General features: G+C 69.6%; 14 protein-coding genes. 3 read left to right on the top strand and 11 right to left on the bottom strand.

Annotated features, from left to right (window positions below):
* Nucleotides 1-25 precede the first annotated feature (25 nt).
* Together ygfZ and BG90_RS15555 are read left to right on the top strand one after the other, a co-directional pair.
* A complete protein-coding gene (ygfZ, locus tag BG90_RS15560; protein ID WP_010103041.1) occupies nt 26-1,072 on the top strand; it encodes a CAF17-like 4Fe-4S cluster assembly/insertion protein YgfZ in 1,047 nt (348 codons plus the stop codon).
* Between the two features lie 70 nt (nt 1,073-1,142).
* Nucleotides 1,143-1,994 (top strand): NRDE family protein, encoded by an 852-nt coding sequence (locus BG90_RS15555; RefSeq protein ID WP_010103039.1) that lies wholly within the window; start codon nt 1,143-1,145, stop codon nt 1,992-1,994.
* 480 nt (nt 1,995-2,474) lie between these two features.
* On the opposite strand, the gene BG90_RS15550 is transcribed toward BG90_RS15555, so the two are convergent.
* The 8 genes from BG90_RS15550 to BG90_RS15520 all read right to left on the bottom strand — a co-directional run bounded on the left by BG90_RS15550 (nt 2,475) and on the right by BG90_RS15520 (nt 7,658).
* Nucleotides 2,475-2,915 (bottom strand): GNAT family N-acetyltransferase, encoded by a 441-nt coding sequence (locus BG90_RS15550; RefSeq protein WP_038802654.1) that lies wholly within the window; start codon nt 2,913-2,915, stop codon nt 2,475-2,477.
* A gap of 291 nt (nt 2,916-3,206) precedes the next feature.
* Nucleotides 3,207-4,166, bottom strand: a complete 960-nt coding sequence (locus tag BG90_RS15545; RefSeq protein ID WP_010114919.1) for an alpha/beta hydrolase — start codon at nt 4,164-4,166, stop codon at nt 3,207-3,209.
* Nucleotides 4,167-4,247: 81 nt separating this feature from the next.
* Nucleotides 4,248-5,246 carry an NADP-dependent oxidoreductase gene (locus BG90_RS15540; protein WP_010103033.1) on the bottom strand — a complete coding sequence of 333 codons (999 nt, stop codon included), beginning with the start codon at nt 5,244-5,246 and terminating at the stop codon, nt 4,248-4,250.
* 85 nt (nt 5,247-5,331) lie between these two features.
* On the bottom strand, nt 5,332-5,814 hold the full coding sequence (locus tag BG90_RS15535; protein ID WP_010114917.1) for a PaaI family thioesterase: 483 nt from the start codon (nt 5,812-5,814) through the stop codon (nt 5,332-5,334).
* A complete protein-coding gene (locus BG90_RS15530) occupies nt 5,811-6,125 on the bottom strand; it encodes a Dabb family protein (RefSeq protein ID WP_025989768.1) in 315 nt (104 codons plus the stop codon). The genes BG90_RS15535 and BG90_RS15530 overlap by 4 nt, the downstream gene beginning before the upstream one ends.
* A 632-nt stretch (nt 6,126-6,757) precedes the next feature.
* Nucleotides 6,758-6,973, bottom strand: a complete 216-nt coding sequence (locus BG90_RS15525; protein ID WP_010103027.1) for a hypothetical protein — start codon at nt 6,971-6,973, stop codon at nt 6,758-6,760.
* A 264-nt stretch (nt 6,974-7,237) separates the two neighbouring features.
* Complete coding sequence (locus BG90_RS36775) at nt 7,238-7,387, bottom strand: hypothetical protein (protein ID WP_010114915.1); 150 nt, start codon at nt 7,385-7,387, stop codon at nt 7,238-7,240.
* Nucleotides 7,356-7,658 (bottom strand): hypothetical protein, encoded by a 303-nt coding sequence (locus BG90_RS15520; protein ID WP_010114913.1) that lies wholly within the window; start codon nt 7,656-7,658, stop codon nt 7,356-7,358. Before BG90_RS15520 ends, BG90_RS36775 begins: the two co-directional genes overlap by 32 nt.
* A gap of 891 nt (nt 7,659-8,549) precedes the next feature.
* On the opposite strand from BG90_RS15520, the gene BG90_RS15515 reads away from it, so the two are divergent.
* Entirely contained in the window at nt 8,550-9,011 is a 462-nt protein-coding gene (locus tag BG90_RS15515) for a hypothetical protein (RefSeq protein ID WP_010103021.1), read from the top strand.
* 312 nt (nt 9,012-9,323) lie between these two features.
* Here BG90_RS15515 and BG90_RS15510 read toward each other — a convergent pair whose 3' ends face one another.
* The 3 genes from BG90_RS15510 to pncA are packed head-to-tail and all read right to left on the bottom strand — an operon-like array spanning nt 9,324 to nt 11,481.
* The gene (locus BG90_RS15510) at nt 9,324-9,620 is read right to left on the bottom strand and encodes a hypothetical protein (protein ID WP_010114908.1); all 297 of its coding nucleotides are present in this window, start codon (nt 9,618-9,620) and stop codon (nt 9,324-9,326) included.
* A complete protein-coding gene (locus BG90_RS15505) occupies nt 9,617-10,795 on the bottom strand; it encodes an acetyl-CoA C-acyltransferase (protein WP_010114906.1) in 1,179 nt (392 codons plus the stop codon). Before BG90_RS15505 ends, BG90_RS15510 begins: the two co-directional genes overlap by 4 nt.
* Before the next feature lie 59 nt (nt 10,796-10,854).
* Complete coding sequence (gene pncA / locus BG90_RS15500; RefSeq protein ID WP_010114904.1) at nt 10,855-11,481, bottom strand: bifunctional nicotinamidase/pyrazinamidase; 627 nt, start codon at nt 11,479-11,481, stop codon at nt 10,855-10,857.
* Nucleotides 11,482-11,516: the final 35 nt, after the last annotated feature.

Below are 11,516 nucleotides of genomic sequence, written 5' to 3'. Positions count from 1 at the left end.
TCAGGATTGACTGTTCCCTCATTCCATGAGCACACCGATCGCCTCCCCGGCCGCGCAGGCCGCCGTTTCCGCCGTGCCGCCGGCGCTGCCCCGTCCGTCCGCCGACGATTTCGCCGCCGTGCTCGAGCGCGGCGCGTTCGCGGTGCTCGAGCAGTTCGGCATCGTCGACGTGACGGGCGCCGACGCCGCAACGTTCCTGCACAGCCAGTTGACGAACGACATCGAACATCTCGACGCCGCGAGCGCGCGCCTCGCCGGCTACTGCTCGCCGAAGGGGCGCCTCCTCGCGTCGTTCCTCGCGTGGCGCGCCGGCCACGACGTGCGCCTCCTCGTGTCGAAGGACGTGCAGCCCGCGGCGCAGAAGCGCCTGTCGATGTTCGTGCTGCGCGCGAAGGCGAAGCTCGCCGACGCGAGCGACGCGCTCGTCGCGATCGGCTTCGCGGGCGACGTGCGCGCCGCGCTGTCGGGCGTCTTCGACGCGCTGCCGGACGGCGTCCACACGAAGGTCGACGCGCCCGCCGGCGCGCTGATCCGCTTGCCCGACGCGGCCGGCCGCGCGCGCTATCTGTGGATCGGCACGCGCGCCGAGCTCGACGCGCGCCTGCCCGCGCTCGAAGCCGCGCTGCCGCGCGTGTCGGCCGCCGTCTGGGACTGGCTCGACGTGCGCGCGGGCGAGCCGCGGATCACGCAGCCCGCCGTCGAGCAATTCGTCCCGCAGATGGTCAACTTCGACGTGATCGGCGGCGTCAACTTCCGCAAAGGCTGCTATCCGGGCCAGGAAGTCGTCGCGCGCAGCCAGTACCGCGGCACGATCAAGCGCCGCACCGCGCTCGCGCACGTCGCGGTCGGCGCCGACGCCGCGCATGCGGGCGTCGAGCTCTATCATTCGGACGACCCCGGTCAGCCGTGCGGGATGATCGTCAACGCGGCGGCGGCGCCCGAAGGCGGCGTCGACGCGCTCGTCGAGATCAAGCTCGCCGCGCTCGAGAGCGGGTCGGTCCACCTGGCTTCCGCGAGCGGTCCGACGCTCGCGTTCCTGCCGCTTCCTTACGCGCTGCAGGCCGAAGCCTGACGGCCGCACGCCGCCGGACGACACGCGCCGCGACGCGCCGCCCGGCCTCACCCAGCGAGGATATCGCCCGATGTGCCTGATCGTATTCGATTGGCAGCCCGACGCCACGCACGGCCCGGTGCTGACGCTTGCCGCGAACCGCGACGAATTCTTCCGCCGCACGAGCGCGCCGCTGTCCTGGTGGAGCGACGCGCCGAACGTGCTGGCGGGCCGCGATCTCGAAGGCGGCGGCACGTGGCTCGGCGTCGCGCGCGACGGCCGCTTCGCCGCGCTCACCAACTATCGCGCGCCGTTCGACATCCGCGCGGGCGCGCCCACGCGCGGCAAGCTCGTCTCCGAGTTCCTCGCGGGCGACAACGTCGCGCCGCTCGACTATCTCGCGAAAGTCGCCGAAAAGGCCGTGTTCTACAACGGCTTCACGCTGCTCGTCGGCGACGTCGTGCGCGGCGAGCTCGCGTGGTACTGCAACCGCCCGGCCGACGCGCAGCCGGCGCTCGACGCGCCCGCGCTCGTCGCACCCGGCTTGCACGGGCTGTCGAACGCGCGGCTCGACACGCCGTGGCCGAAGCTCGCCAACAAGCGCAGCGAGCTCGGCGCGCTGCTCACGGGCGACGCGGCCGCCCCCCTCGACGCGCTGATCGAGATGATGCGCGACACTCGCGAGGCCGCCGACGACGCGCTGCCGCGCACGGGCATTCCGCTCGAGCGGGAGCGCGCGTTGTCCGCGGCGTTCATCGAGACGCCCGAATACGGGTCGCGCGGCACGACCGCGCTGCGGGTCGCGCGCGATGTCGAGGGACGGCTGAGGTTCGACGCCAAGGAGCGCTGCGACGACGACGGCTCGCACCGGATCGTGCGGCCGGGCGCGTTCGAGCGGGCGTTCACGTTCGACGTCGACGGGGGCGGCACCGCGCGGCGGTGACGGCTTCGCCGCCGGCGCGGGATTCGGGATTCGGGATTCGGGATTCGGGATTCGGGATTCGGGATTCGGGATTCGGGATTCGGGATTCGGGACTCGGGACTCGGGACTCGGGACTCGGGACTCGGGACTCGGGACTCGGGACTCGGGACTCGGGACTCGGGACTCGGGACTCGGGACTCGGGACTCGGGACTCGGGACTCGGGACTCGGGACTCGGGACTCGGGACTCGGGACTCGGGACTCGGGACTCGGGACTCGGGACTCGGGACTCGGGACTCGGGACTCGGGACTCGGGACTCGATCAGCATAGGCCGCCGTATCGAAACCGGCGGTCGCGCTGGAATCGCGGCGGTTCACGTTCATCACCTGCCGCCGCGTCCGCCTCCTGCCTGACCGACCGGGCCGCAAACGGATCGTGCTCCGCTCCGCTTTGCGCACTTCAAGCGCGCCGACTCGGCGCCTACGCGCGACGCCGGACCGCTCACGGCTCGCGCGCCATTTCGACATGCTGCACGCCCGCCTCGACGAACGGCTCGCCGACGACCCGGAAGCCAAGCCGCAAATAGAACGCGACCGCGCGCTGCTGCGCGTAAAGGCGCACGAGCGCGTCGCCGCGCATCCGCGCGTCGGCGAGCAGCGCATGCAGAAGCCGCGAGCCGACGCCGCGGCCGCGCGCGTCGGCGAGCACCGACACCCGGCCGATCGCGCCCGTCGGCAGCAGCCGCCCCGTCGCGACCGGGCGCCGCGCGCCCGCCGCCCGGTCGACCAGATACGCGACCGCGTGCCGCGCATGCGGATCGTCGTCGTCGAGGTCGAGCTCGGCCGGGATGCGCTGCTCGCGCACGAACACGGCATCGCGGATTCGCGACGCGTCGCAGCCCAGGCGTGACCAGTCGCCGGTTTCGATCTCGATGCTGTCCATGTGCCGTGTCCTCGTTAGCCGGCCTGCGTCGGACGCCGCGCACCGCGCTCGCGCCCCGCGTGTCCGGCGGTTCCGCGCCGCGCCGGTCGCAGCCGGAAGCGGCAAAATCGGTGCAGATCTCGTCTGTCGAATGCTACGCCGCGGCAATCGGCCGATCGCCGGCACCCGCCGCCCGGCCGACCATGCCCGTCCTCGCAGCCGCCTCGAATCTCGCTCGGCCGGTGGGCGAAGCTCGTCCAATTCGCAAGGCCCGCGCCCGGCCCCGCCGATCGCCTCGCTCACGTTTCGCGCTCAATCGCCCTCGAACGCCGCGCGCAACGCCAAAGCCGCGTCCGCATGCGCAAGACGCACTTCCGGCACGAAGCCGCCCATCTTGAAGAACTCGTGAATCATCCCCGCGTACGCGACGAGCGTCACCTTGTTGCCCGCGGCACGCAGCTTGTCCGCGTACGCGTCGCCTTCGTCGGACAGCGGATCGTACTCCGCCGTCGCGATCCACGCGGGCGCGACGCGCTCGAACGACGGCGCGCCGCGCGTGCCGTCGAGCGGCGCGAAGCGCCAGTCGTCGCGGTCCGACGCGTCGCGCACGTAGTGCGTGAAGAACCACTGGATCGTGTCGGCCGACAGCAGATAGCCCTTCGCGAGCCGTGCATGCGATTCGGTCTGCTGGTGCCCCGTCGTCCCCGGATAGATCAGCAGTTGCAGCGCGAGCGCGATCCCGCGGTCGCGCGCGAGCACCGCGCACACGGTCGCGAGCGTGCCGCCCGCGCTGTCTCCGCCGACCGCGAGCCGCGCCGGATCGATTCCGAAGCTCGGCGCGCGCGCGTGCAGCCACACGAGCGCGTCCTCCGCGTCGTCGACCGCGGTCGGGAACTTGTGCTCCGGCGCGAGCCGGTAGTCGACCGACAGCACCGCGCAGCGCGCGTCGCGCGCGAACATCCTGCACAGCGCGTCGTGCGTGTTCACGCTGCCGACCGTGAATCCGCCGCCGTGAAAGTAGACGAGCGCAGGCAGCGGCTCGGCCAGGCTAGGCTCGACGGGTAGATAGAGCCGCGCGCCGAACGCGCCGCCGTCGCGCGACGGCAGCCGCAGGTCTTCGACCGAGAACATCGGCGCTGCCGCGACGTCGAGGATCGGCGCGCTCTTCTCGTAGGCCGCGCGCGCCTGCGCGGGCGTCTGTTCGTGATAATCGGGACGTTTTGCGCGCTCGATCATGTCGAGCACCTGCGCGATCTTCGGGTTCAGCGGCATCGTAAAAGGCAAACAGCGGGCAAGCGGCGCGAACGCGCCGACGGAAAGCTCGGGACAAGCGCCGTATGATGCCACGGCCCGTCAGACGAGCGCGACGAGCTGCTTGCCGAAATTGCGCCCCTTGAGCAGCCCGAGCAGCGCGTCGGGCGCGCGCTCGAGCCCCTGCGCGATCGTCTCGCGGTAATGCAGCTTCTTCTGCGCGACGAGCGCGGCGAGCTGCGCGAGCGCCTCCGGCCACACGTCGACATGCTCGGACACGATGAAGCCCTGCACGAAGAGCCGCTCGCGCAGGATCAGCGCCGGGTTCGCGAGCGGCGCCGACGCGCCGTCGTACACCGAGATCATCCCGCACATCGCGACACGGCCGAACGGATTCATCAGCGCGAGCGTCGCGTCGAGCACCGCGCCGCCGACGTTCTCGAAGCAGCCGTCGACGCCGTTCGGCGCGGCGGCCGCGAGGTCGTCGGCGAGCCGGCCCGCCTTGTAGTCGACGCATGCATCGAAGCCGAGCGTGTCGACGACGTAGCGGCACTTGTCCGCGCCGCCCGCAATGCCGACCGCGCGGCAGCCGGCGAGCTTCGCGAGCTGCCCGACGACGCTGCCGACGGCGCCGCTCGCCGCGCTGACGACGATCGTCTCGCCGGCGCGAGGCCGGATGATCCGATTCAGGCCATACCACGCGGTCACGCCGGGCATGCCGACCGGCCCGAGATACGCGGACAGCGGCACGTGCGTCGTGTCGACCTTGCGCAGCTCCTCGCCCGTCGACGTGCCGTACTCCTGCCAGCCGAACGCGCCGACCACCTTGTCGCCGACCGCGAACGCCGGATTGCGCGACTCGACGACCTCGCCCGCGGTGCCGCCCCCCATCACTTCGCCGAGCGGCTGCGGCTGCGCGTAAGACTTTCCCGCATTCATCCGCCCGCGCATGTACGGGTCGACGGACAGGAAATGATTGCGCACCCGCACCTCGCCGTCGGCGAGCGGCGCGAGCGGCGTCTCGACGAGCTTGAAGTTGTCGACGCTCGCCTCGCGCTCGGGGCGCGAGGCGAGCAGCACCTGCCGATTGATCTGTGACATCGCCTGCCTCCTCGTCCGTCGCTGCGCGCTTTGCCGCGCGCCAATGGCAAACGGCCCCGCCGATGGGCGGGGCCGTTCGGATGCGTCATGCGTCGCTCGGGCCGGGATGCGCGCCCGGATCCGTGCGGGTGCGCTGCCGCGCGATGTCGCGGCCGACCGCGAGCCGCTTCATGTACTTGAACGTGCCGAGCGCCTTCGCGACGAAGTTGCCCACGCTGTCGCGGACCTCGCCTTCGCAGTACGCCATCGTGGTCGAGCGGTGCAGCACGCGGCCGTACGCGCGCAGCTCGCCGCGCCCGGGCTGCATGAAGTTCACCTTCATCTCGACCGTGACGACGCCGACGCCGTCGTCGGTCAGGCTGCGCGCGGCCATCGCGAGCGCGACGTCGGCGAGCGTCATCGTGACGCCGCCGTGCGCGATGTTCCACGTGTTCATGTGCTGTTCGGCGAGCGGCAGCACGATCTCGCTCGCGCCGTCCTTCGCGGATACGAGCTGCACGCCGAGCGCGTCGACGAACGGACTCTCGATCACCGGCTCGTGGCCGGTCGTGGCCGAACCGGCGCTCATCGTGCTTCGTCGACGAGGTAGTCGACGCATTCGCGGCTCTCGCGCACCGCGCCGACGAACTTCTTCACTTCCTCATGCACCGGATGCACCTGGTATGCGTCGAGCGAAGCCTTGTCGGCGAAGTCGGTGACGAGCACGACGTCGCAGGTCGCCTCGAGACCGGGCGTCGCGACCCCGACTTCGAGAGAAAGAAGGCCCGGCACGATGCCGCGGCACGCTTCGAGCTTCTCCTTCAGCTTCTGCGCGTTCTGCGCACGCGTCGCGCCTTCGGCCGATTCCTTCAGTTTCCACATCACAATATGCCTAATCACTCTGTTCGCTCCAGTTCGCAATCGTCCGGGAATCCGCCTCGATCCCTCGCCTGGCGGACTTCACCCGGCACGTTTTCGTTCGTTTTCGTTCGCCTTCGTTCGCTGGAAACCGACATCGTCCGGAGCAGTGCCGGATAAGAAAACCGGACGTCGTGCCGACCTCGTCGACACGATACCCGGTTTTACCGCGCCTCTCAGCGACGTCGAGACCAGGCGGACCGAGGCAGGCGATAAGCCTACCAAACTTGCCGGCTCCAATGGGCTCGTCTCGCGTCCCGAAGTCAGCCCGCGCCGCACGGCGGTCCGGCGAAATCGCGGCGGTCCGGCGGTCCGGCGGTCCGGCGATCACCCGGCGCGTCGAGGATCGCGGTTCGCCGTCGATGGCGACCGCGAGTCTCGCCAGTATGTCTCGTCCGTATTGCGGTCACGCTAAGGGCCGACGCCGAGCCAGACTCGGTGTCGGTGCAACTGGGCGAAGTCCTCAGGCTGCCGACCGAAAACGCACGCGCGCCGCGTCGAGCGCCGCACCGTCGTGCCGATCGTTCGGGTGTCGAAACATTCGCCGCAATCGGGCCGAGGCCGAGTGCCGACCGCGGAAGCACGCCGCATGCATCGATCGCTATTTTCTCGATTCAACCATAGCGAGTCCTGAGCCATTCCTTGGCCCATATCTGCGCATAGGCGATTGCATCGTCGCGCAGGTCGAATCCCTTTAGGTCGCCGCTCATGTGCACGTCGGACTCGCTCCCGTCACGATCGACTTCGATGATCCGGGCATGAGCCATGTACTCGCCGTCGGCTCGCCGCGGCGTCGGGTCGATACGAAATAGTGTCGAATTGAATTGCATTCTGCTTTCCCCTGCTGGCGTTGCATCGACCTTCGCGAACGCAACGCCGAAGACACCGAAACCACCTAAGTCAGACGCGCTTTCCGGGATACCGGACGCACCTCGCTCGGAGGATGACCACGCCGCAATTGCGTCGTCGCCCACGGGAAAGACGTCGTCGTCAGTTGGGCCAACGGAATCAAACATGCTTCCATGCGAGATGCGGCTCGACGGCACGATATCGCGTGCGGCCCGAGCCGACCCGCCTCGATTCCTCCTATCATATTAGGCGCGCAGCAGCATCGGCCATGCGCGGATCGCCTCGACGCCTTGATCGACGACAATGCGCCCACTCGCGCAAATCCCGAAGTCGTCGGCGACGGCCGGGCGCAGGCGCTTGCCCTCAAGCGTGCAACGGCATGCCGGCGCCTTCATCGAGCGTCCATTGCTCGCCGCGATTTTGGTCGATGACTCCCTCCGCGTAACGCAACGAAGCCCTGCGTGCATCACCCGCACTCGAAAATGGCGAGTCGCCGTGGAGCCTGAACGTCCGGCTGCGGGTCAGCGTGGTATCCGTGCCGCGAAGGCAGATCTTCACGGCCGCATCGAAGCCTGCCTCGTAGTCGGAAGCGTGGCCGTCTCGGGCCGGGAGGTGAGGATAAATCAGCGGGTAGATCTCGAACCCGCAATACGTGTACATGCTCATGACGCGCTCCCAGCGATCCTCATGGGCGGATCGCACGGACTAATACGATTGGACCTATCCAGGCATCGCATGACGCGACAGGCGAGAGCGAGGGGGGGTAGATAATGCGCTCGGGCGGAAGGGAAACGCTGCACAGCAATGAGACAGACGATGCGGCGTACGGTCAGGAGTTGGGCCGGCCGATGACAGCCCTTGACGACTCATGATACGCGCGCCGATTCAAATGTCCAGCGCTCATCCGCCGGCCGCTCGTGACGAAGGACGCACGCCGCTTCGCGCATCGCGCCGGCCTGCTTGATCGATATGCCGGCGAGATCCGCCCGAGACTTCGTCGCTTATCCGAGACGCCAAACGATGCGTTGTTCACGAACCGCGCCGAGCGGCCTGGACGACGGGGACGAACGCCACGGCATAAACGCATCGGTGCCGCCCCATTCCGCCAACTCGTCGACGCGTTGTCGCGCAGCCGGCTCGCACGAGTCGCGGCGATTGCTGCGCTAGACATCGGCTGCGTCGATCGCGAACGCCGGAACCGTGGGCGCACCACGCACCGCGCGCCGTCGCCGCACCGTCGCGCCGGATGAGCGATACAGTCGGCGAGCCTCTCCAGTTCATCGACTCCGATCACGTTTCGCGTCAAGCCTCAGCCACTTTCATTCGTCTCCCGGCTCGATCGCTTGTCAGACGATCCCGACGATCTATACTTCGTTTTGCCTGACGATAGTGCGCCGGAGCGCGCCGAAACGCGTACGGCGGCACATTCGGCGCCGCTTCGCGCGGACCGCCCGTCGCGGCATTCGAAGGGCTCGAAATATAACTTGCACGCATCGCGGACGGCCCCGCCCGACATCTGCCCCGACGCCCGCCCGTCCCGGATACAAGGAGCGCAACGTGTCTTCCTCTTCCAAGGCGTCCGTCATCCGAAGACTGATCGCGGACTGGACCAGCTACCACTCGTCGATCGAACCCGAAGCCAAGCGGTATCTGCGCCTGAGCCAGGATCTCTACCAGGTCCGCAATCCCGGCCTGAACGGCAGCCCGCCGCTGTCGTCCTGGCCGAAACACCTGCTCGACCCGGACGACGAGATCATGGCCTGCGTCGAGCACTATTTTCTGGCCCGGGCGTGGATCGGCACGGGCAGGCTCCCCGCGTGGGAATTGCGCACGCTGTCCAGTATCTACAACGTCGGCAAGCTGCTCGGCGTCACCCCCCGGCACAATCCGGACAATCCGGTGACGCCGCCGTCGCAGCTGCAACGGTCGTTCCAGATGGAAGGCGTCATCGCCGGCAAGGTCGATCGCGCGAAAGCCGGCGTGCGTGCGCCGCTCGTCAAGTCGCCGCCGACCTACTGACGCACGCATCGCCGCGCGCATTGCGGCAGGCTCCCGGCCGCACGCCGAATCGGCGAGCCCCGTTCGCGCGCGGCCAGGCATCGTGTGACGGCGCGGATCGCCGCGCCATCGGCTGCGGCGGGCACGGTCGCTTCAAACGACGCGCGGCGGGCGAGCGCGATCAAGCGGATGGGGCGGACTGCGTTCGGCGCGGCGCAGCACCGATTGCCGCATCGGTCGAGTGATCGCCTGGCGGCGGCATCGTGGCCGCGACGCTACGGCGCGACGGGCCGCGCCGCACGCGAGTGCCGCCCGGCGGCGCGCATGGCTGCTTCAGCGCGTCTGCGCGCCGCCCGCCCCGGCCGCGCAATACGCGCTCAAGCGCGCGACGAGTTCCGGAATCCGCGCGTCGATCGCCGGGCCGTGCATCGGCAGGCTCAGACCGATGTCGAGCGCCCGCGGCTTCTTCAACGCCGCGGCGAGATGAGCGAGCGACGGCGGGAACCCGCCGCGCTCGATCGACGCGATGCGGCGCAGCGCGCGAACGGCGCGCTTGCCCGCCGCATGCGATGCGGCGCAGGCCGAAGCCGCCCGGCTCCGCCCCGCACGCACCCGACGTCCCGCCGTCAAGCCACTTCGAACAATCCCGCCGCACCTTGCCCGCCGCCGATGCACATCGTCACGACGACGTACTTCGCGCCGCGCCGCTTGCCTTCGATCAGCGCATGGCCCGTGAGACGCGCGCCCGACACGCCGTACGGATGGCCGACCGCAATCGCGCCGCCGTTCACGTTCAGCCGATCGTCGGGAATCCCGAGCGTGTCGCGGCAATAGAGCACCTGCACCGCGAACGCTTCGTTCAGCTCCCACAGACCGATGTCGGACACCTCGAGCCCCGCCTGCTTCAGCAGCTTCGGCACCGCGTAGACGGGCCCGATGCCCATCTCGTCCGGCTCGCAGCCGGCGACCGCGAAGCCGCGGAAGATGCCGAGCGGCGCGAGCCCTTCGCGCTCCGCGACCTTCGCGTTCATCACGACGCACGCGGCCGCGCCGTCCGAGAACTGGCTCGCGTTGCCCGCGGTGATCACGCCGCCCGGCAGCGCCGCACGGATCTTCGCGACGCCTTCGAGCGTCGTGTCGGCACGGATGCCCTCGTCGGCCGCGAGCGTCACTTCCTTCGTGTAGAGGCGTCCCGTCGCCTTGTCGGCAATGCCCGCGCGCACGGTGATCGGCACGATCTCGTCGTCGAAGCGCCCCGCCGCCTGCGCGGCCGCCGCGCGCAGCTGCGAGTTCACGCCGTACTCGTCCTGGCGCTCCTTCGAGATGCCGTAGCGCTTCGCGACGTTCTCGGCCGTCTGCAGCATCGTCCAGTAGATCTCCGGCTTGTGCGCGTCGAGCCAGCCCTCGCGCAGCATGTGGCGGTTCATCTCGTTCTGCACGCACGAGATCGATTCGACGCCGCCCGCGACGAACACGTCGCCCTCGCCCGCGATCACGCGCTGCGCGGCGAGCGCGATCGTCTGCAAGCCCGACGAGCAGAAGCGGTTCACGGTCATCCCCGGCACGCTGACGGGCAGCCCCGCGCGCAGCGCGATCTGCCGCGCGATGTTCGCGCCCGTCGCGCCTTCGGGGTTCGCGCAACCGATCAGCACGTCCTCGACGCGCGCGGGATCGAGCTTCGCCCGCTCGACGGCGGCCGCGACCACGTGGCCGCCGAGCGTCGCGCCGTGCGTCATGTTGAACGCGCCGCGCCAGGATTTCGCGAGCCCGGTGCGGGCGGTCGATACGATTACGGCTTCGGTCATCCGAGTCTCCTGATTCTGAATTTCGTGTGTCGATGCGATGAAATGGGTAACGGCGGCGTCTACGGATTGACGTCGGCGGACTGCACGCGGGCGACGCCCGCCGCCGCGAGCGACGTCCACGCGCGCGCGAGCGAGCCGTCGAGATCGATCGCGCGGCACGCGTCCTCGATCACGGCGGCCTCGAAGCCTGCCGCGCGCGCGTCGAGCGCGGACCACGCGACGCAATAGTCGGTCGCGAGCCCGCAGCACCAGACGCGCTTCACGCCGAGCTCGCGCAGATAGCCGGCGAGGCCCGTCGGCGTCTTCCGATCGGCTTCGACGAACGCCGAGTAGCTGTCGACCGATGCGTCATGCCCCTTGCGGATCACGAGCCGCGCATGCGGGATGTCGAGCTCGCGATGCAGCGCGGCGCCTGCCGTGCCCTGCACGCAGTGCACGGGCCACAGCACCTGCTCGCCGTACGGCAGCGCGATCGTCGAGAACGGCGCGCTGCCCGGATGGTTCGCCGCGAACGACACGTGATCGCGCGGATGCCAGTCCTGCGTCAGCACGACCTGATCGAAGCGCGCGGCGAGGCGGTTGATCGCCGGCACGATTTCGTCGCCGTGCGCGACGGCAAGCGCGCCGCCCGGCATGAAATCGTTCTGCACGTCGATCACGAGAAGGACATCGTCGGTGCGCTGCATCGTAGTGCTCCGTCAATGGGCGACGCCGCCGCGCG

The sequence above is a fragment of the Burkholderia oklahomensis C6786 genome (genome assembly GCF_000959365.1).
GTDB classification, from domain to species: domain Bacteria; phylum Pseudomonadota; class Gammaproteobacteria; order Burkholderiales; family Burkholderiaceae; genus Burkholderia; species Burkholderia oklahomensis.
Note: the sequence above shows the minus strand (reverse complement) of the source record. Positions and strands in the feature narration are given on the sequence as shown.